We start from the raw sequence: 19,798 nt of genomic DNA, 5'->3' as shown, positions 1-19,798 counted from the left end.
TGTGTTTGCGGAACACTTCAGCCGCATCGGCGTGCCGGTCTTCATGGCCGACGTCAAAGGAGACCTGTCCGGACTGGCTAAAGCCGGCGGGGATCATCCCAAAATCGTGGAGCGGGTTGAAACCCTCGGTCTGGAGGACTTCCAGCCTCAGGGTTTTCCCGTGGTGTTCTGGGACCTGTTCGGTGAGCAGGGACACCCGGTCCGCACCACGGTCTCGGAGATGGGCCCTTTGCTGCTCGCCCGCCTGCTCGACCTGAACCCGACCCAGGCAGGTGTTCTCACCCTGGTGTTCAAGGTCGCCGATGATCAGGGACTGCTGCTGCTCGATCTCAAGGACCTGCAGGCCCTGGTCCGATCCGTCGGCGACAACGCGAAGGACTATCGCACAACCTACGGCAATATCTCCACGGCCAGCATCGGCGCCATCCAGCGCTCGCTGTTGGCGCTGGAGCAGCAGGGCGCCGAACACTTCTTCGGTGAACCGGCCCTGAACCTGGATGACCTGATGCAGACCGGACCCGGCGGACTCGGGGTGATCAACATACTCACGGCCGACCGTCTGATCCGGACCCCCAAGATCTACGCCACCTTTCTGCTCTGGCTGATCGCCGAACTCTTCGAGCAGCTGCCGGAGGTCGGTGATCCGATCAAGCCGCGGATGGTTTTCTTTTTCGATGAAGCTCATCTGCTCTTCGACGACCCGTCCGAAGCCCTGCTCGAGAAGGTCGAACAGGTGGTCCGTCTGATCCGCTCGAAAGGCGTCGGCATCTATTTCGTCACCCAGAATCCCCTCGATGTGCCGGACACCATCCTCGGACAGCTCGGCAACCGGGTACAGCATGCCTTGCGCGCCTATACCCCGCGCGACCAGAAGGCGGTGCGTGCGGCGGCGCAGACATTCCGCCCCAACCCGCCTCTGGATGTCGAGCAGGCGATTTCGGAAGTCGGGGTCGGGGAGGCCCTGGTCTCCTTTCTCGACGAAAAAGGGATACCTGCGCCGGTGGAGCGGGCCTTGATCTGTCCGCCGGCCAGCCGCCTGCGTCCGCTCGATTCGAAGGAGCGCGAACAGGTACGATCCGAATCGATTGTCGGCACCGTCTATGACCGGGAAATCGACCGGGAATCCGCTTATGAGCAGTTGGCGGCCCGGGCCCAGCAGCAGGCGGCTGAGCCGCCTTTAAGCACCCAGCGCAGCCGATCGCGACAGACAAATTCGGCGGGAGAACTTCTCGAAGCTGCGGCCAAAAGCGCCGCCCGCTCGATCGGAACCCAACTCGGCCGCCAGATCATGCGGGGCGTGCTGGGTTCCCTGTTCGGCAAGCGGAGTTGATGCATCGCGGCGTGTAGGTCCTGCGCCCGGATCTGAGACCTCCTTGCGCGAGAGCCAGAATATGAAAGGGCCGATTCTTTTGAACCCGGCCCTTTTTAATTGATCCCTGACTTTAGCTATCGGCTTTGGGGATAGACCATCTTGCCGCTCAGACTCAGGTCATAACCGGGGAGGCTCTCAGCCAGGCTCCGAAAGTCGCTGCCATGGAGGAGCTCGAGAAATATTTGCGGCCCCTTGGCGAAGAAGCCTTCCTTGGGGATGAGCAGGTCGAAGCGTTCCCAGCGCAGGGGAAGGAAGTCGAGATCGAGCAGGGAGGCGACGGCGCGGATGCCCGGGCCGATGTCCGCCCGCCCGGACAAAACCTCCAGGCCGACTTCCAGGTGACTGTTGAATTCGCGGTCATACCCCTTGACCTTCCTGCAATCGATGCCGGCCTTGTTGAGTTCCCGGTCGAGCAGCAGTCGTGTGCTTGCTTCCAGGGGCCGGTTGGCTATCCTCAGCTCCCCGGCGCCGATGTCGGCGACCCCCTTTATATTTCGGGGGTTCCCCTTGGGGACGAAGAGGCCCTGCTCGCGGCGGCAGAAGTTGACCACCGCGGGCAGCTCCTCCAGCTCGGTTGCCGCGAAAGAGAAGTTGTACTCCTCCTCATTTTCCTGGGCCAGATGGCTGGTGGCGATGTGGCAGAGTCCCTGCCGCAGCGCCCTCAGACCTCCGAGGCTGCCGAGGTTGCCGAACAGGGCGACATGTTCCGGGTTCTGCCGCCGGAAGAGCGCCAGCGTGCGGTCGAGCAGGATGTCGTTGCTCCCCGCGACAAGAAGCAGATTAGGGACCTGGACGGCCGACTCCGGCTGCCGGGGGAAGTTTACCGTCTTGCTCACCACCCATTGTTCGACCAGATGCTTGGGAAACAGCCACTTCCCGGTGATCCGCGTCGCCGGCAGGCCCTTCTCATTGATCAGTGTGTAGATCATCTTCTCGTTGACCCCGAGAAACTCCGCGACCTCTTTGGTCGAGAGAAGTTTTTCCATGGCAGGATTCCTTTCCTATGACCGGGAACGGGTGAATGTTGAGCGACATCCGTCCGGAAATATATAGGAATCGGGAGAGAAAGTCTACACGGCGAGGCCCATGCGGGGGGGACCGCCGATCCCTCCGGGCCGGGAGAGGGCAACCCGCCGGCCCGCTTCGAGCCGCAGGACCTCCCCCCGCAGGCGGCGGGACTGATCGGCGTCGTGGGTGGAGAGAATGACGGTGACCCCCTCCCTGGGCAGAGCTGCCAGGCAGTTCTCGAAGAGCGGCAGCGACTCCCGGTCGAGACCGGCCGTCGGCTCATCGAGAAGCAGGACTTTCGGTCGCAGGACCATGGCCCGGGCCAGGGCTACCCGCCGGATTTCGCCGCCGGACAGGGCGCGCGCCCGGCGGAAATCGAAACCCTGAAGTCCCACCGCCTCCAGGGCCGAGGAGATGCGGCGGCGCTGCAGGTCGCCGCGGATATTCCGCAGGCGCAGACCGAAGGCGAGATTGTCGTAGACCGTTCCGTCGAAGAGGAAAGGCGCCTGCTCGACCAGGGTGATCTGCCGCCGCAGACGCTGCCGGTCCGATCCTCCCCGCACCACCGTTCCCGCGACGATGATCTCTCCCCGGTCGGGCGGCAGCAGCAGTCCGAGCAACTGCATCAGGGTGCTTTTGCCGGCTCCGTTGGGCCCGGCCAGCAGGTAGATGCATCCGGGCTGAAAGTCCAGCTGGTCGATGCTGAGGCTGAATTGGGGACCCCGGCGGTATTCCAGATTGCGCAAGGCAAGAATCGGTTCCATGGCCCTACCGCTGCTGCAGCACGTTGAAAAAACGGTTCATTGATCCCTCTATTTCTTGTAGACGAAGAAGATCGGATCGCCGTCCACCTTGTAATCGGCGATGATTTTCTGCCCCATGGGGCCGGTGATATAGTCGATGAAATGCAGCGCCAGGTCATAATTCACATGCGGATGCTTCTTGGGATTGACGGCGATCACACCGTAAGGGTTGAAGAGTCCCTTCTCCCCTTCGAAGACGATCACCAGGTCGGTCTTCTCCTTCTTGAAGGCGTTGTAGGTTCCCCGGTCGGCCATGGTGTAGGCGTCCTTCTCGGTCGCCATCACGATCACCTCGCCCATCCCCTGGCCGGCCTCCACGTACCAGGCGCCGGACGGCTTCACCCCAGCCGCCTGCCAAATCTCCTTCTCCTTCTGGTGCGTTCCCGACTCGTCGCCGCGGGAGACGAAGGGCGCCTGCTTTTCGGCGATCTTCGCAAACGCCTCGGCGGTCGATTTCGACCCCTTCACCCCCGCAGGATCATCGGCCGGGCCGAGAACCACGAAGTCGTTGTACATGACGTCCTTGCGGTTCACGCCGAAGCCGTCGGCGACGAACTTGTCCTCCAGCGTGCGGGCGTGCACCAGAACCACGTCGACGTCCCCGGCCTCGCCGAGCTTGAGCGCCTTGCCGGTGCCGACGGAGATCACGTCGACCTTGCAGTCATTGGCTTTTTCGAAGGGGGGGAGAAGGACCTTGAGCAGGCCCGAGTTCTCGGTGGAGGTGGTGGTGGACATACGCAGCCGCTCCGCGGCGAAGCCTGGGACGGCCATCACCAGCAGCAGTAGAATGGCTAACAGATGACGATGCATGGCTTTCTCTCCTTTGCTTGCCGGTCCCGGCGCCTGGGCGCCGGGACCGGAGGGTTGATCAGTAGTAGAACTGGGCCTGAAGACGGAAGATGTTGTCGTCCATGTCGTCGTTCAGGTCGTCCTCGACCATGGTGTAGTCGCTCTGCACTTTGAGGTTGTGCTTGGCGAAGTAGTAGTTGACGCCGAACTGTGTCTCCGACTTGTCGAAACTGGACGACGCATTGACGTCGTCGGACTCGACCTCGGAATAGCGCACCGCCAGCTCAAGGGTCTTGGGGATCACCTGGTAGCCGGCCTGAACGTAATAGCCGTCGGCGTCCCAGTCACTCCCCAGGTCGGGATCGGCGTTGAGGTCAAAATACTCGGCGGCGAAGACGGCCCCCATCCAGGTGGCGTTCAGATTGGCGGTCCACAGCAGCCAAGTGAGGTCGCTGCCGTAGGCGGCCGTGAAGCCGGCGGCATTCAGGGCGTCGAGGCCGAGAGCCACATCCATGACGTCGTTGTCGCGGTTGAAGCCGGAGCCGATATCGCTCGCCCCCACCTTGTTCCAGGCGAAGGAGCCGCCGACGTTGACCAGCGGCTCATCGACCGGCCAGCCGGCTTCGTCCATGGCGTAGGCGCCGAGGGGATTGAGGTCGAGGCGCCCGGACACCATGTGACGGTTATCGGGGTTGCCGGTATTGGGGCCGTTGCCGTTGAAGAGGCCGAGGCGGTATTCGACCAGCTTGTCGGCGAAGCTCCCGGCGGCCTGCACGCCCTGGTCGCGGCCGAGATTGAAGGTGTCGTTGGCCAGAGAGCGCTCGGGAAAGAGCTGCTTGCCGGCGCCTGTCAGCTCCTGCCGGGACTGTGGCGGCTTGAACTGGCCGACCTGCACGGTGAGAGGAGCCCCGAATTTGTAGTTGAGTAAGGCGTCCTCGGTGACGAAGCCGCTGGAGACGTCTCCCTGAAACTTGTATCCGAAGTTTTTCGAATAGATGTTGCCCTGAAGCACCAGCTTGAAGCGCCGGATGTCGAAATCGCTCCTGTCGTCACCCGCCTGGCTGTCGAAGTCCGTGTACCGGTAGATCAGCTGGGCATATCCTCCAATCAGGAGGGCGTAGTTGCCGTCGGCCGTCGCCGCCTTGAACCCCTTCCCCGCCACATAGGCGGCGTTCGGTTTCTGCTTGAGTGCCTCCTGGTACTCCTCGGCGGTGATCACCCCTTTGTCCTTGAGAATCTCCTCGATGCTTTTGGCTTCACCGCTTCGGGTAAAGCCGGCGGTCGCTGCGAGCATCAGCGCCAATACGAAGATCTGCTTTTTCACTTCTGTTTCCTCCTGGTGCATAAATAGGCTCCGGACCATCCGGAGCAAGGCTAAGACGACAACTCACGCGATCTGGATCATGTCTGAGGCCGTCATCCATGGTTGAATTTAATCGTCATTCTTGAGAGATGATAGGTCAATAAAATTCCAAAAACAACCAAAAATAACCGTAATGAACAAATAAAATTATATGCGACTTGGAGGTTGAGAGCAGAGAATCAGCATACAGGGGGACAGGGTTCTGGACGGGCCTTCACCGGCGGGAAAGGAAAACGGAGAGGAGGGGGTGCGGTTTTAGAGGAGGAGTGAGGCATCGGCGGGAAGAGAGCGGGGGTGACCCCGAGATCACATCAGGTTTTCTCTGGCGGCAAAGCAATCAGACCAGGTGGGTTGTCGCGCTCTACCACCTTTCACGCTCGGCCCTTTCGAAGGCAGCTTGCGCCCCCTGCACGTCCCCGAGCAGGCTTCGCGCTTGACCGATGATTCGCCAGTTCTCAGGCCGCAGGCGCTTGTCATCCCCGGCGAGAGCATTGGATTTCGCAGCGAGGTTTTCCGCCTGCCGATATTGTCCCTGATCCAGTCGGACCCGCGCCAGTTCCTGCCACAACACAGGATTTCGCGGCTCGATGCGCAAGGCGCGCTCCAGGGAGGCGCCTGCCGCCTCCATCTGACCGGCGGACCGTTGTGCTTGTGCCTGATCCAGAAGGGCCAGAACAGCCGCATTTTGCGAAGGCGCCGTCGGGGCTTCTGGCAGGAGCCCAGCACATCCCGCCAGGAGCAGGGCTGCGGCCAGAAGGAGGGCGCGGCGTACTATTCTCATCTTCCGAATATCCTTTCGAAGAACCCTTTGACTGACCTGGCCATGGAGCCCGGCCCGCACGGTGCGGACTCGGTCGGCGCCGAGCCGGTTATAAACGGCAGCTCGACGGCGTCACGGCACCCCCTGTCGCTGAGCAGGCCCGACACCGGATCGATCCAGACCCGTTCGATATCCTCCGGTTCGGCCAGGATAAGCGGCTCGGGATCGAGGCCGGCCATCAGGTCGCCCCAGACGGTCATGGCCCCGGAGGCTCCGGTAAGGCCGGTCGACCCGTTGTCGTCGCGTCCGACCCATACCACGGCCAGGCGATCTCCGGAAAAGCCGGCGAACCAACTGTCGCGAAAATCGTCGGTGGTGCCGGTTTTACCCGCGACCTCGAGAGCCGGCGGCAGATAACCGCCGAGTCCGTGTGCCGTCCCCTCGCGCACCACATCCTGCATGGCCGTGGTCAGCAGAAAGAGGGGGGCGGGGTCGATCACCTGCTCTACGTTGAGGGGATACCGCTGCAGCGGTTCGCCCTCGGCGGTCAATACGGAATGGATGGCCCGCAGCGGCGTGCGAAAGCCGCCGCTGGCAAGCGTCTGATAAACCTGCGTCACCTCCAGAGGAGACAGGGCGTTGGAACCGAGCAGGCTGGACGCGAACTCGGGCAGGTCCCGTTCCACCCCGAGGCGCCGCAGGTTCGCCATCACCCGGGATACTCCGATCTCCAGGCCGACCTTGACCGTCGGCACATTATACGAGTTCACCAGGGCGGCTCGCAGCGACACCTCGCCGTGAAATTCCTTATCGTAGTTCTGGGGTGACCAGTCGTCGGTTCCCGCCTGCTGCAGGATCAAGGGCGTATCGTCGAGGAGCGTGGCCAGGTTGTAGCTCTGAGGCTGCTGGAGGGCGGTGAGGAAGACGACCGGCTTGATCAGCGACCCGATGGGCCGCCGGGCGTCCAGGGCCCGGTTGAACCCCTTGAAGCTCGGGTCGCTTCCCCCCACCACGGCCTGAACCTCCGCGTTCTGGGGGCTGGTGACGATCAGCGCGCCCTGCAGCGTGCCGTGCTTCATGCCGCGCGCCTTTTCAAGGCGCGCCAGGCGTCTGCTCAGAGCGTTTTCGGCCGCGCTCTGCACCCTGGGATCCAGCGTGGTGAAAATCCTAAGTCCTTCCGAGCGCAGGTCTTCGTCCCGATAGTCTCGTTTCAACTGGTGATACACCAGGCTCAGAAAGGCCGGATGCGGAGACGTGCCGCGGGACGGCCTCTCGACGACGCCCAAGGGAGCGGCCTTGGCGGAACGCAGCCGCTGGTCGGTGATGAATCCCTCCTCGGCCATCTTCTCCAGGACGAGATTCCGCCGTTCCAGCGCGCGCTGGGGATGACTGCGCGGGCTGAAATAGGTCGGCCCCTTGAGCATCCCCACCAGCAGGGCCGCCTCGTGAATGTCGAGATGAGTCAGAGGCTTGTTGAAGAAAAAGGGGGCGGCCAGTCCGAACCCGTGGATGGCGCGGTTGCCGTCCTGGCCCAGGTAGACTTCGTTGAGGTAGGTTTCCAGGATTTCCTCTTTACCGTAATGGGTCTCCAGCAGGACCGCCATCACCATTTCGGTGAGCTTTCTCCTCAGTGTTCGATCTGCGGTCAGGAAGAAGTTCTTGACGAGCTGCTGGGTCAGCGTGCTGCCTCCCTGCACGCTGCCGCCGCTCAATGTGGTGAGGGCGGCCCGCGCGATCCCCCTCGGATCAAGGCCGTGGTGGGAATAGAACCGGCGGTCCTCCACGGCGATCAAGGCATCGACAACGTGCTCGGGTACGTCGGCCAGTTTTACCAGAACGCGGTCCTCGTTTTTCCCGGGATAGATGCCTCCGATCAGGGGCGGGTCCATGCGCGCGAGATGAAGGGGTTTGCCGGCCTGATCGGTCAGCTCCGCCACCCGATTGCCGTCGAATTCCACGCGCACCGATATCGCTTCCTGGGGTCCGTCGGCGAAGCCGAAGGGGCGCAGGGCCAGATGGAGGGTATCGTCCCTCCATTGAAAAGAGCCCGGGTCCCGGGGGAGGGGCGTTTCACGGTAGTCAAGAAGAGCCAGCTCCGACATCATCTCCGCAGGGCTAAGGCGCAGACCCGGATACAGCTCCAGTGGCCGGGCATAGACCGTCGCCGGCAGCGCAAACCGTTTTCCTTCGAAGCGCCCCCGCACGACGAAGTCCAGGTAGGCGGTAAAGACGGCGGCAAAAAGCAGCCCTGCCACGGCAAAAATGATCAGATATTTTTTTCTGTTTCTCAGGCGTTTAGCCTTTCTTTTTCTCATTAACTTTCCGCCTTAACAAATAGAGGGAAACCGCATTATGTCACGAAGGGATGCGATATGGCTATTTTTAGATACTGACCGGCATCCGTCACGGTTGTTCGGATACCTTACAAGTTGAGCAAGAAATGTTCCATTGCCCGGTTACAGGTGTCAGTCCTCTTCGAGCCATTCGACGCCCGAGCGCCTGCTTGATAGAATAGCCACACAGTCGTAAGCTCTTATGACCCGGAGCTTCCGTTCATAAAGGCGCTTTGGATAGCACCGGTCTCGGCTGCGCGTCGGTAGGCGCTCCGAACAGGTCACGGGTCTTGATTGCCTTCGGCCCTGATTTTGTTAAGATGTTTTCATGTCACCGATACCGGTTTTTTGCCGTGCCGCAAATGTCAAGAAAATGTACCTGGAGGAGTTGCAGCGATTCAAACCGGAGAATTAGATCCGTGAACTTCAACGACCTGGTTAACGAGCAGCCTCTCCTGAGCGATATCATGGACACCATCCTGGACGGTGTCGTCACCATCGAGCACTCCGATACGTTCACTTACGCCAATGCCGGCGCCGCCAGGATTTTCGGCGTCAGCAGGGAAGAGCTGACAAACCGCAAGTTCGGTACCAGTGAATGGGCGTTGCTTTTTGAAGAGGGAATTCCCCTTACAGGAAAAGAGGAGCCCTTCGCCAAGGTGCACCGGGAAAACATCACGATTTCAGCTAAAAAAGTGTATGTTCAGCGCCCCGACGGAAGCAAACTTCCGGTGCTGCTCAACATTGGCCCCATCGAGCTGGATGGTATAGGGGAGGGGATGGTGGGCGTCTTCACGGACATTTCGGCATTAAGTGAAACCGAGAACCTGCGGCAGGATTACCAGCGATCGATTTCCCATGATCTGCGCACGCCTCTGACCGTCATTCTCGGGTATTCCGAGATGCTCGGGACCCTGTTGCGCGGCTATGATCTCCCCGACGAGGTCTGGACCGCGATCGAATCCATACGCCAGTCCGGCACCCGCATGCTGGCTATGATCAATGACCTGCTGGAAGTCGCCCGCCTGGAGGGCCACCCGATCGAGCTGGATCGAAAACCCGTGCATCTGGACCGGTTTCTTCCCTCTCTCCTTCAAGATTCGCGCACGCCCCAAAACCTCCACCGTTTTAAACTTCAAATTCAACCGGACTTGCCCCCCATAGATGCCGACCCTGACAAGCTGACGCGAGTGATTACGAATCTGCTCGACAATGCCGTCAATTATTCAGAGGAATATTCCCCGATTGTGATCGAAACCGGGGCAACGGCTGCTGGATTTGTCCGAATCTCCATCCAGGACCAGGGAAAGGGACTCCCGCCCATAAAGATCTCCACCTTGTTTAATCGATTCGACCGCGGCGAAAGGCGTGGAGGAGAGGGCTATGGGCTGGGCCTGTACGTTGTCAGGCTGTTGACCGAAGCCCATGGAGGGCATGTCTTCGTCTGCAGCGAGCCCGAAAAAGGGTCCACCTTCTCGATTTATTATCCGGAATGGACCTGAAGCGGGAAGGCGTTGCGAGGGGGAGCCCGGCTTTCCCAGGGAGGAATCCCTTCCCGCCGCAAAGGCGCAACGCCTCCAGCTCATCATAGTGCGGCGGGAGCCTGACCGGCGACAACGACTCAATCACCCCTTGCAATGGGAGGAGCGATCATGATCCGAAACATTCTTGTCAGCCTTACCCTGGTACTTGCCGGCGCCACTCTGGCAGCCGGAGCCGACGATCTGATGCAGCGGGCCCAGGGGCAGTTCAAACCAATCCCCCAGGATCCGCCCGCCATCGAGGGCAATCCGGCGACGCCGGAGAAGATCGACCTGGGCCGGATGCTCTACTTCGATCCGCGCCTCTCCGAGTCCCATCTGATCAGCTGCCAGACCTGCCACAACGTCGGCCTGGCAGGGGTGGACCTGCAGGCGACGTCGGTCGGGCACGGCTGGCAGAAGGGGCCGCGCAATGCCCCGACGGTCTACAATGCCGTCTTCAACGTGGCTCAGTTCTGGGACGGCCGGGCCAAGGACCTGGCAGAGCAGGCGAAGGGCCCGGTGCAGGCGAATGTCGAAATGAACAGCACTCCCGAGCTGGCCGTGAAAACCCTCAAGAGCATGCCGGACTATGAAAAGGCCTTCGCCGCTGCGTTCCCCGATCAGAAAGAGCCTGTGACCTTCGACAACATGGCCCGGGCCATCGAGGTCTTCGAGGCAACCCTGATCACTCCGAACGCCCCCTTCGACAAGTTCCTCAGGGGAGATCCCGAGGCCCTTTCGGCCCAGGAAAAACAAGGGTTGTCTTTGTTCATGGATAAAGGTTGCGCGGGCTGCCACAGCGGCATCAACATAGGAGGGCAGGGCTACTTTCCCTTCGGGGTGGTAGAGAAGCCCGGCGCCGAGATCCTACCGCCGGAGGACAAAGGCCGCTTCGCGGTGACCAAGACCGCCAGCGATGAATATGTCTTCAGATCACCTCCCCTGCGCAATATCGATCTGACTCCTCCCTACTTCCACTCCGGTCAGGTCTGGGATCTGAAGGCGGCGGTAGAGGTGATGGGATCGTCCCAGCTCGGCGCTGCATTGACGGACCAGGAGGCCGGGGACATCAAGGCCTTCCTGGTCTCCCTGAACGGGGATCTCCCCGAGGTCGTCCACCCCCTGCTCCCTGGAAGAACCTCCGGGACGCCCCAGCCGGTTCTGGCCATCAAGAGGCCATAGTATCAAAAAATCGATTGATGGCGACGGTCAGTGCTGGTGCGCTGTTGGAGACGCGGCTTCGTCATGATGGGGGGCGCCATGAACGGCCTGAGCGATCCCTTCGACATAATGGACATAAGTCACGTAGGCTTCGACGTATTCCCTGCCTGCCCGCACACTATCCTGTGCATGCTTTCTGGTGAGCAGGGCATTCCTGAAGCGCTCGCGAATCCCTTCCTCGGTGTGGGCGGCAATGGCCCCGGCCAGGCCGTCTACAACGCCCTGTTCCAAGGCCTGGTCGGCTTTGGCGACCACGGGCTCAACGGTTCCTGCCGCCTTGAGCCCGGTGTAAGGAGCCCCCTCCCCGGCGCGATGGAGCCGTACAAGGGTTTCAAAGAAGTAGGTGTCGGCCAGTTTCTGCGCTTCGGGATTGAGCCTGCGCACCGCAAGGGTCCTTGCGAAAGCCTCCCGAACCTCCTGTTCGTCTCTGACTTGAAGCCACTTCAGGATAGGGGTAACATTCCCCTCGGCAAGGGCGACCCGTGCGTCCGCTACCACCGGTCCGTCGAGAGTGTCGCAATGGGCCATGGCAGTCTGCGGAACGATCAGGATTGCCAGGGCAAGGCAGACCGAAAACAGAAATCCTTTACTGCAGGTGCTGACTTTTTGCATGGTGTACTCCTTGGGAAATGGGTTTTTTGTGCATTTGAATACCAGAACGAAAACCCAGAGCTGTTTGTGACAAAAAAATAAAAGAAAAATTCTGTCACAAATTTCTGCTGCCCTTCGTTACAGGAGAAAAAGGGGAAAGGTGAGGTACGTTGAACGACGAGGAACTCATGCTGGCTTATATCGATGGCGATATGGAGGCGTTCGAGGCCTTATATGAGCGGCACAAAAATCGGGTCTTCGGGTTTTTGATGGCAAGATTGAAGGATCGCAGCGAGGCGGAGGATGTCTTTCAGGCGATTTTCGTCAAGCTTCATCGCAGCCGTGACAAATACCGGCAGGAGATCCCCTTCCTGCCCTGGCTCTTCACCCTTGCCCGAAACACCCTGATCGACCATATCCGCAAGAGGGACGCCTATGGGAAGCACGTCACGGTTTCCGAGAAGACCGTAGAAACCTACGTCGCCCCGGTTTCCGATACCTCCTCCATCGACGCAGCCTTTGCCGAGCTCTCCAGGCTGAACGATAGTCAGCGCAAAGCCCTGGAACTGCGGTTCAACCAGGGATTGACCTTCGCCGAAATTGCCGACCAGATGCAGATCTCGGTGGACAATTCGCGCCAGATCATCAGCCGGGCGGTCCGCAAACTGCGCAGCCTGATGGTGGGAAAGGAGAAGCCATGAGTAAAATTGGATCGGAACATGAGATGCTGAGGGAATTTGCCGGGTTCATCGATGGCGTCCCGGCTGACACGTCGAGGGAAATGGATGAGAATGTCCTGCACATTGTGGCCAAAGACCTTCAGCCTGCCTCCTGGAAGGTCTTTGGCAAGTTGACGGTGGTCGAGGTGGCCGCCGGTCTGGTGACCTTGACCCTCTGCCCCCAATTCGGTCTGGGCTTCGGGGCGCACAACGCTTTCCTGCATCGTCTTCACGCTGCAGCATCCCCCGCCGTCTTCTATCTCCTCTGTGGGATGCTGTTCGTGATTCTCGGAGCGGCACTGGGCGGCCTGGTTCTGACTCGCCACGAAATCCGAACCGTCGCCCCTGCAAAGAATCTCTACTTTGCCCTTTACAGCGTACTGGCCTATGTGACGCTGGTAGCGCTTGGACCCGAGGTGTTCATGGCCGGCTCCTTGACCTGGGTGGGGGGTGCGATGCTGGGCAACGTTTTCGGGTATGGATTCGTCATCCGGCTGCGGGCGGGTCGGGGGGCAGCCGGAGAGCCCGCTCATGGATAGTCAGCCTGACAGGCCTTCGCTGAGCGGGGACGCCAAAATTCAAGGGCTTGCGGTGACGTCCGCAAGCCTTTTGCAGGCACGCTCTGGGATCGGATGGTCAATCTCTCCACCGAAATTCGGGCCCGCGCTTATGACAGGGTACGCCCTTCTTGCTGCAGTGGGATGCTGAAGGTAAACATGCTTCCTTTCCCCGGCTCACTGGTCACCCAAATGCTTCCACCATGGGCTTCGACCAGTCTCCGGGTGATGTAGAGACCCAGTCCGATCCCCCGTTTCCGTCCGGCATCCCTGCTCCGGAAGAAGCGCTCGAACAGATAGAGCTGGTCCTCCGGCGAGATCCCCTTGCCGTGGTCAGTTATGGAAATCCGCATGTTTTCTCCATCGACCTCGGACGCAACCCGGACCGGGCTTTCAACTGAGGAATACATGAAGGCGTTCGTGATCAGGTTGGTGAGGATGCGCTCCAGGCTTTCCGCGTCGGCCCAGACCGGCGGCAGGTCCGGCGGGAACGATTTTTCTGCCGGCCAGCCGATTCCGGCCAGAGTCAGCCGGTTCAGCAATCGGGTTATGAACTCCGGCACCTCGATCGGCTCGAATTCGAGGGGGAGCTGCCCCTTCTCCAGATGGATGACCCGCGCCAGGTCCTCCATCATGCCGGTCAGCTGCCGCGTGCCCTCTTTGATCGAATCCAGATTGACGGTGGTGATCTCGTCGGGCTCCGAGATCCGCCCTTGAAGCATCTCCGCATGCCCCTGGATGACGGTGATCGGCGTCCGCAGGTCGTGGGAAATCATCTGCATGAAAATCTCCTGCTCTTTCTGCAGTTGGTACAGATCCGTGATATCGGTGAGGATGATGACGGCCCTCGCGGCGTTCGGTCCGGTCGCGAGAATGGGGGCGGCACTGACGGAAAGCCAGCACGGAGGCCGCCCGGGCGGCCGGAAATGAAGGACTGTCCGGATCTTCTCGCCCGCCAGCGCCCTTTTGGCCGGGATCTCACCGGACGGCAGGGGGGCGCCATCCATTTTCTCCACGCGCATCCGGTCCCATCGCCGATCGATATCCATCTCCCGCACCTCGGCCGTATATCCGAGGAATTCTTCAGCGGCGCCGTTCATGCGCAGAATCTTCCCCTCCGCATCGTAAATGGCGATTCCATCCTGCGTCGCATCGAAAATCGCCTCTATCAAGGCCAGGCGGCGCCGGTCCTCCTCGATCAGCCGTTCCCGTTCGCGTTCCAATGTTCTGCGGTCGGTGATGTTCCGGTCGACTCCCCGGTAACCGAGAAGATTTCCCGACTTGTCGAAAAACGGAACGCCGCTGGTTTCGAGAACGACCAGGCGACCGTCTTTATGGAAATTGGTGTTTTCCAGGGCGCAAAACGGCTGGCGTTTTTCCGCGATCTCCCCGAAGATCCTGCCCACCCTCTCCCCTTCATGGTCGGGCATGAGATCGAAAGGCTTTTTCCCGATCACCTCCTCCGGCTCGTACCCGAGCAGGTCGCGAATCTGCGGGCTGGCATAGGTATAGACGCCTTTCTCGTCGACCTCCCACACCCAGTCATTGACCTGCTCGACCAGATCCCGATACCGCCCCCTGCTTTTTCGCGGGGCCTTCTTAACACCTTCGATATTTCCCGCTGGCTCCGTCTCGGCATCCTCGCGTGCCGAGTTTTCGTGCTGACGGCCTGCTGTTTCCAATTCCCGAAGGCGCGACAGAACGGCATCCCTCTCATTCTCGAGGCGCCGGATCTTCTCCTTCAATGTCAGGTTTTCCCTCTGGGACGCTTCAGAATTGCCGGCGTCAGTTTTGTTCCGTGCCATCCCGTCCCTCCTTCAGATGTAAGACAAAGTATAACTTTAAATAACTTCAATAAACAACAGCGGGTAAGGCAAAAAAAGCAGGTGCTTTTTCTCCCGAAGCGCCTGCCCCTTCTTTACCGAGAGCAGCGGATTCACTTCTTCCCGCGCGGACGTCACGAAAGCATCTGAACTGCCATGGCATGAGAAAGGCCGATGCTCTTTAGGGATCGGTTTTTTAATAATTGCGATGAAAAACGCATGGAAAAAGGGGCTCCGGAGAGCCCCTTTCCAGCGCCTCAGTGGAGCCGGCGCTCCGTCTCCTCGCGCGCCGATTCCACGCCTGTGCGGAGGATTGCTTCGGCTGTCTCCGTCTGCTCACGGCCCTTTTCCTTAGCACGGTCCACAGCCTTGTCGCGGGTTTCTCCCATCAACCGGTCCTCGGTTCGGGTCGGGGGTATGGCCGCGCCGATGAGAGCGCCCACGGCCAACCCCAGTCCGGCCAGCAGGATGGGGCGCTCATCCCGCATTCCAGCAAAGCTCTCTCGCATATGCCGGCCCTTTTCCTGAATGCCGTAGCCGGCTTCTCCGGCCCGGGAACGGGCTGCCTCCGCTCCTTCCCTGACCGAACTTCCTGCTTCGTGCATGCTTTCCTTGACCCGTGAGATCCCGCCGTGGATGCGGTCGCTGACCTGGTGGAACTTTTCACCCACGGTGTGGGACGCCTCCCGCATCTTCTCCCGTGCGGCGCCTGAATGCCGCACCCGGCCTTCATAAGAGGAACTGCCGGATTCGGCCATGAGCCAGGCGAGGCCGATACCCGTCAACGCCGCGGGGAGGGGATTGTCGCGCAGGGCGTACCCCAGGTTGTTAGCAAATTCCTTGGGTCCCCCTGGCAACTGATGAAGTGCCCGATCCAGGAGTTCTCCGGGAGATAATCTGCGCTCGATTTCCCGGAGAGTCTGGTCCATTTCGGCGCGGATCATGCGGATTTCGTTCTCCAGTTCGGCGGAATTTTTTTCCGAGAGTTCATCGAGCGATTCGGAATGCCGCACGGATTCCTGTGCCCGGAACTTTTCCCGGAGCTCTTCGGTCCGTTCGTCGATATCCTGTCTTCCGTTCATCTCATGTGCTCCTTATATGATCCTTGGCAAACGATTTGTCCTCCCGCATCGTTTTCATGGTGCGGTGCGGAACCAGATTCTTCGCCTTGAGGTTGCTGCGCCCCTTCTGCAGCATCACCACGCCGACCACCAGAACGATAAGGCCGACGATCAGGGCGGCAAGCCAGAGCTCCACCACCTGGGCGAGGGCGTAGACGGCCGAAAAGAGCAGGACGAGAATGCTGGCGAAAGTGACCATTCCGCCGACGGCGAGGGAGGTGACCCCCGTGGTCGCCTGGTGGGCCTTTTCGGACATTTCCGCCTTGGCGAGGGCGACCTCGTGGCGCACCAGCGAAGACATCTCCCGGGTCAGTTCGGAAAAGAGGCCGGCTACCGACCGCTCTTCCCTGTATGTATTCTTTTCCATAACGTCCTCCTATGTGGGGAATTCCTTTTCTTTTTCCTTGAACTCCTTCTCCGTGAGGATTGGGGAAGAGGGGGTCGTTCCCCGGAACCCCGCCTCCGTCCCCATGATCAGGCTCTCCTCTCGTTCGCGGGAACCTGAGTCTTCGCGATATTCATGTTCCGTATGCTCGGCGGAACTCTTGAAGAAGCGGGAAGCGAGGAAGCCGAGTGCCACCGCGCCGCCGGCGATCAGGGCCGGCTGCTGCCGGGCCAGATCCGTAACCTGGCGCTTCAGAGATTCGATATCGCGTTCGCGCAGGTCCCGGGCAAAGCGATGGAGATTTTCCGCCGCCTCCCGGGTGTAACGGGAGGTATTGGGCTGCCCTTCTTCAGCGAAGTGGGGTGCCGATTTGTCCAGGGCATTGGCGATTCCGTTCAGGATCTCGGCCAGAGAGCCTTTCTGCTCGCTCAGCAGGGATTCTCCCTTTCTCTGGAGCTCTTCCCGGAGGTGTTCCGCCTCCTGCCTGGACCAGGTTTTCTTATCGCCGGTCCCGGAGGCGGGTCCAGTGGTGCTTCCACTGGTTCCGATTATTCTATCCTCTGCCATAGGTGCCTCCTGTGTGCGGGTAAGTACCTCTTTTATCGTCGTTTTTTATTCCAAACCTATCACCGCCAAGGAGTCTGTCAAGAGTGGAAGAGTGCCCTCACGAATGGTCATGGATTCTACAGAGAAGCTCTGAGCATATCAGGGAAACTAGAAAACTTTTCGGTCCCGCTTCCCCTGGCGCAGGTGGCTTTATTCAAGACTAAGTTATTAAAATTACTTGATCTTTGACCCCGAGGCCAAGTATATGTAGAATTTATTTCACTATACATCAAAGTGGACCTAGGACATGGATGACAAAAATACTCCCGACCTGCCCGAATCGGAACGCGAGACCGGGGTGCTGAAGGAACAACTCCGGCGCCTGGAAAAGGAGCGGGACGATGCCCTTGCCAGGGTGCGAGAAGCCGATGGATGGCGGGAGACGGGCGACCTTTTGCGGGTCGTTTTCGACAGCAGCTTCGATGCGATCGTGATCCACACCCTGGCCGGCGAGGTGCTCGATGCCAATGAAACGTTCCTTCATCTGCACGGCATCAGTCGTGAAGAAGCCCTGCGCCTGACGATTGCCGACTTCGTCAGTCCATCGATGCCGATGGAAACCGCGACAGCCATCTGGGCGAAGGTGGCGGAGGGAGAAGATCAGGTATTCGAATGGAAGGGGCGGCGGTACAAAGAGGGCACCGAGTTTGATGCGGAAGTATTCCTGCGCCGGATGCCCATGGGCGGGCAGGATGCCATCCTTGCCCATGTGCGCGACATCACGCGGTACAAGCAGACCGAGACGGAGATCAGGGAAAGCCGGGAACGCCTGCGGCAGGCGCATGACCTGCTGGAGGGGATCACCGAAGGGACCGAGGATCTGATCGCCGCGCAGGACCCCGGCTTCCGGTTTATCCTCTTCAACCGCGCCTACCGTGAGGAATTCAAGCGGATCTTCGGCACGGACATCGAGTTGGGCAGCAGCATGACGGAGGCGCTGGCGCATCTTCCGGAAGACCGGAAAAAGGCCATGAAGCTCTGGGGCCGGGCATTGAAGGGGGAGTCATTCACCGCCATACAGGAGATGGGCGATCCCGGACTGGAGCGAAACGTTTACGAGATGCGGTACAGTCCTCTGCGAGGCGCCGAAGGCAACATGATCGGAGCGGCGTACATCGTCCGCAATGTGACGGCGAAAGTTCAGGGGATACGGAAACTGCAGAAAAAAGAAGAGCAGTTCCGGGCCTTCTTCGATAATGCGGCGGTGGGGACGGTGCAGATGGCCCTGGATGGATCCTTTTTGCGGGTAAACGATCGCTTCTGCCAGATTGTCGGCTATAGCCGGGAGGAATTGCTGGGAAGGTCGGTCCTTGAGATCACCCATCCGGAGGACCGGCACGAAACCCGGGAGGCCCTCCGGGAACTCGGTTCCGGCGATATCTCGGTTTACAGGATCGAAAAACGATACCTCCGCAGGGATGGGAACGAAATATGGGTCTATCTATCGGCAGGACTTGTCCATGATGCGGAAGGCGCTCCCCTGCACCTGATAAACATTGTTCAGGATATTACGGAGCGAAAGCGCATGGAACAGGATCTGCTTATGGCGAAGGAGGTGGCCGAGGATGCGAGTCTGGCCAAAAGTCAATTCCTGGCCAACATGAGCCATGAACTCCGCACCCCGATGACGGTGATCATGGGCTCACTGGAGTTGCTGAAGAAATCATGGGCAGCTCCCGAGCGGGAGCATCTTCTGGAGATGGCCGACACCTCCGCCGATCGGCTGCTGGAACTCATCGACGACCTGCTCGACATCTCCAGGATCGAGGCGCGGCAGTTGAAAATAGAGGAGCAGCCTTTCGATCTCCGGAGTTGTATTCGCCAGGCGATGGAGATCTTTGCGGCGCCGGCGCGGAAAAAGGGATTGCTCCTTCACTGGACGGTTGACCCGCAGCTGCCTGAGCAGTTGAACGGCGATTCCGTTCGGCTGGAACAGGTGCTGATAAACCTGGTGGGGAACGCCGTTAAATTCACCCGGAACGGCGAGGTATCGGTGAATGTCGTCAAGAAGGCCGGTGAGCTGGTGTTTTCCGTTCGCGACACCGGCATCGGCATTCCCGCAGATAAAATCAGTGACCTTTTTCGACTCTTCACCCAGGCGGACAGCTCACTGACCCGCACCTATGGCGGTACGGGCCTGGGATTGGCGATCAGCAAAGAACTGGTGGAAATGATGGGCGGCTCCCTCGAAGCGGAAAGTGAAGTGGGGAAAGGAAGCATCTTTACCTTCACCATCCCCTTGACAGAAGTTGAAAAGGGAGTCGAGCCTGCTCCCTCAGAAGCGACGGGAGACAGCGGCGGCCCATTGCAGATCCTCCTGGCCGAGGACGATCCGACGGTTCGGGATCTGGTAAGAATGATTCTCGACAAGCGGGGGTTGACGGTGTCCACTGCCGCGAACGGGCGCGAGGCGGTGGACCTATGGAAAGCGGGAGGAGTCGACCTGATTCTCATGGATCTTCAGATGCCGGAGATGAACGGCCTTGAGGCCACGAGGCAGATCCGCGAAATGGAAAACGGACGGGGCCGAAGAGTCTGCATTTTTGCCCTCACTGCCCACGCCAGGCCGGAAGACCGGCAGGAATGCCTGTCCGCGGGCATGGACGGGTTTTTGGCCAAACCTATTCATGTAGAAGAACTGAACAGACTAATCGAAAGCTGCCGGTGTGGAGTGAAATCGAGGTTTCCCGGGAACTGATCTGTCCGCTTGAAAATGCCGAACCCTGCTCCCGCAGGAGAACCTTGATCGGACGAAAGACATATGCGATAGTGCATCGCTCCGGTGTCTTCGCCTTCCGGAAAACTCGTTTTGATGTGTATTCAA

The 19,798-nt window shown here is 60.0% G+C and carries 17 protein-coding genes; 6 read left to right on the top strand and 11 right to left on the bottom strand.

The features are described from left to right. Positions 1–1,330: helicase HerA-like domain-containing protein (locus DTF_RS24540; protein WP_226989423.1), on the top strand; the 1,330-nt coding region annotated here is incomplete at its 5' end. 116 nt (positions 1,331–1,446) lie between these two features. Here DTF_RS24540 and DTF_RS0118815 read toward each other — a convergent pair. The 6 genes from DTF_RS0118815 to mrcB all read right to left on the bottom strand — a co-directional run bounded on the left by DTF_RS0118815 (position 1,447) and on the right by mrcB (position 8,410). Next, complete coding sequence (locus tag DTF_RS0118815; RefSeq protein ID WP_027716577.1) at positions 1,447–2,358, bottom strand: helix-turn-helix transcriptional regulator; 912 nt, start codon at positions 2,356–2,358, stop codon at positions 1,447–1,449. An 84-nt stretch (positions 2,359–2,442) separates the two neighbouring features. Continuing rightward, a complete protein-coding gene (locus DTF_RS24535; RefSeq protein ID WP_051361470.1) occupies positions 2,443–3,144 on the bottom strand; it encodes an ATP-binding cassette domain-containing protein in 702 nt (233 codons plus the stop codon). A 48-nt stretch (positions 3,145–3,192) separates the two neighbouring features. Continuing rightward, entirely contained in the window at positions 3,193–3,993 is an 801-nt protein-coding gene (locus DTF_RS0118805) for a substrate-binding domain-containing protein (protein WP_027716576.1), read from the bottom strand. Between the two features lie 58 nt (positions 3,994–4,051). Then, positions 4,052–5,296: a porin gene (locus tag DTF_RS0118800; RefSeq protein ID WP_162148670.1), complete on the bottom strand. Its 1,245-nt coding sequence runs from the start codon at positions 5,294–5,296 to the stop codon at positions 4,052–4,054. 400 nt (positions 5,297–5,696) lie between these two features. Then, positions 5,697–6,116 (bottom strand): tetratricopeptide repeat protein, encoded by a 420-nt coding sequence (locus tag DTF_RS24530; protein WP_051361469.1) that lies wholly within the window; start codon positions 6,114–6,116, stop codon positions 5,697–5,699. Continuing rightward, positions 6,113–8,410: a penicillin-binding protein 1B gene (gene mrcB / locus DTF_RS0118790; protein WP_027716574.1), complete on the bottom strand. Its 2,298-nt coding sequence runs from the start codon at positions 8,408–8,410 to the stop codon at positions 6,113–6,115. Before mrcB ends, DTF_RS24530 begins: the two co-directional genes overlap by 4 nt. Before the next feature lie 437 nt (positions 8,411–8,847). Between mrcB and DTF_RS24525 the strand changes: the two genes are divergently transcribed. Beyond that, positions 8,848–9,930: a PAS domain-containing sensor histidine kinase gene (locus DTF_RS24525; RefSeq protein WP_027716573.1), complete on the top strand. Its 1,083-nt coding sequence runs from the start codon at positions 8,848–8,850 to the stop codon at positions 9,928–9,930. Positions 9,931–10,080: 150 nt separating this feature from the next. Beyond that, the gene (locus tag DTF_RS0118780) at positions 10,081–11,133 is read left to right on the top strand and encodes a cytochrome-c peroxidase (protein ID WP_035058141.1); all 1,053 of its coding nucleotides are present in this window, start codon (positions 10,081–10,083) and stop codon (positions 11,131–11,133) included. A gap of 27 nt (positions 11,134–11,160) precedes the next feature. On the opposite strand, the gene DTF_RS0118775 is transcribed toward DTF_RS0118780, so the two are convergent. Beyond that, positions 11,161–11,784 carry a DUF6448 family protein gene (locus tag DTF_RS0118775; protein WP_027716571.1) on the bottom strand — a complete coding sequence of 208 codons (624 nt, stop codon included), beginning with the start codon at positions 11,782–11,784 and terminating at the stop codon, positions 11,161–11,163. A 149-nt stretch (positions 11,785–11,933) separates the two neighbouring features. Here DTF_RS0118775 and DTF_RS0118770 point away from each other — a divergent pair, with 149 nt between their 5' ends. Next, on the top strand, positions 11,934–12,464 hold the full coding sequence (locus tag DTF_RS0118770; protein ID WP_027716570.1) for an RNA polymerase sigma factor: 531 nt from the start codon (positions 11,934–11,936) through the stop codon (positions 12,462–12,464). Beyond that, on the top strand, positions 12,461–13,021 hold the full coding sequence (locus DTF_RS0118765) for a hypothetical protein (protein ID WP_027716569.1): 561 nt from the start codon (positions 12,461–12,463) through the stop codon (positions 13,019–13,021). The genes DTF_RS0118770 and DTF_RS0118765 overlap by 4 nt, the downstream gene beginning before the upstream one ends. Positions 13,022–13,149: 128 nt before the next feature. Here the strand turns inward: DTF_RS0118765 and DTF_RS0118760 are convergent, their stop codons facing one another. From DTF_RS0118760 to DTF_RS24520, 4 genes are all read right to left on the bottom strand, one after another. Beyond that, on the bottom strand, positions 13,150–14,844 hold the full coding sequence (locus tag DTF_RS0118760; protein WP_027716568.1) for a PAS domain S-box protein: 1,695 nt from the start codon (positions 14,842–14,844) through the stop codon (positions 13,150–13,152). Between the two features lie 275 nt (positions 14,845–15,119). Then, the gene (locus DTF_RS0118755; RefSeq protein ID WP_027716567.1) at positions 15,120–15,944 is read right to left on the bottom strand and encodes a DUF3618 domain-containing protein; all 825 of its coding nucleotides are present in this window, start codon (positions 15,942–15,944) and stop codon (positions 15,120–15,122) included. A gap of 1 nt (position 15,945) precedes the next feature. Continuing rightward, complete coding sequence (locus tag DTF_RS0118750) at positions 15,946–16,350, bottom strand: phage holin family protein (RefSeq protein ID WP_027716566.1); 405 nt, start codon at positions 16,348–16,350, stop codon at positions 15,946–15,948. Between the two features lie 9 nt (positions 16,351–16,359). Next, positions 16,360–16,935: a hypothetical protein gene (locus DTF_RS24520; protein WP_051361468.1), complete on the bottom strand. Its 576-nt coding sequence runs from the start codon at positions 16,933–16,935 to the stop codon at positions 16,360–16,362. A gap of 286 nt (positions 16,936–17,221) precedes the next feature. On the opposite strand from DTF_RS24520, the gene DTF_RS25825 reads away from it, so the two are divergent. Beyond that, on the top strand, positions 17,222–19,672 hold the full coding sequence (locus DTF_RS25825; RefSeq protein WP_051361467.1) for a PAS domain S-box protein: 2,451 nt from the start codon (positions 17,222–17,224) through the stop codon (positions 19,670–19,672). Positions 19,673–19,798 lie beyond the last annotated feature (126 nt).

This window comes from Desulfuromonas sp. TF, from assembly GCF_000472285.1.
In the GTDB taxonomy this organism is placed as follows: Bacteria; Desulfobacterota; Desulfuromonadia; order Desulfuromonadales; family ATBO01; genus ATBO01.
The sequence above is the reverse complement of the archived record's forward strand: the minus strand, read 5'-3'. Positions and strand labels throughout refer to the sequence as shown.

Bases quoted from the DNA above. Each gene is read 5' to 3' on its own strand.
- DTF_RS0118775 (WP_027716571.1), bottom strand. From the start codon at position 11,784: ATGCAAAAAGTCAGCACCTGCAGTAAAGGATTTCTGTTTTCGGTCTGC.
- DTF_RS25825 (WP_051361467.1), top strand. From the start codon at position 17,222: ATGGATGACAAAAATACTCCCGACCTGCCCGAATCGGAACGCGAGACC.
- DTF_RS24535 (WP_051361470.1), bottom strand. From the start codon at position 3,144: ATGGAACCGATTCTTGCCTTGCGCAATCTGGAATACCGCCGGGGTCCC.
- DTF_RS0118760 (WP_027716568.1), bottom strand. From the start codon at position 14,844: ATGGCACGGAACAAAACTGACGCCGGCAATTCTGAAGCGTCCCAGAGG.
- DTF_RS0118765 (WP_027716569.1), top strand. From the start codon at position 12,461: ATGAGTAAAATTGGATCGGAACATGAGATGCTGAGGGAATTTGCCGGG.
- DTF_RS0118750 (WP_027716566.1), bottom strand. From the start codon at position 16,350: ATGGAAAAGAATACATACAGGGAAGAGCGGTCGGTAGCCGGCCTCTTT.
- DTF_RS24520 (WP_051361468.1), bottom strand. From the start codon at position 16,935: ATGGCAGAGGATAGAATAATCGGAACCAGTGGAAGCACCACTGGACCC.
- DTF_RS0118805 (WP_027716576.1), bottom strand. From the start codon at position 3,993: ATGCATCGTCATCTGTTAGCCATTCTACTGCTGCTGGTGATGGCCGTC.
- DTF_RS0118780 (WP_035058141.1), top strand. From the start codon at position 10,081: ATGATCCGAAACATTCTTGTCAGCCTTACCCTGGTACTTGCCGGCGCC.
- mrcB (WP_027716574.1), bottom strand. From the start codon at position 8,410: ATGAGAAAAAGAAAGGCTAAACGCCTGAGAAACAGAAAAAAATATCTG.
- DTF_RS24530 (WP_051361469.1), bottom strand. From the start codon at position 6,116: ATGAGAATAGTACGCCGCGCCCTCCTTCTGGCCGCAGCCCTGCTCCTG.
- DTF_RS0118755 (WP_027716567.1), bottom strand. From the start codon at position 15,944: ATGAACGGAAGACAGGATATCGACGAACGGACCGAAGAGCTCCGGGAA.
- DTF_RS0118815 (WP_027716577.1), bottom strand. From the start codon at position 2,358: ATGGAAAAACTTCTCTCGACCAAAGAGGTCGCGGAGTTTCTCGGGGTC.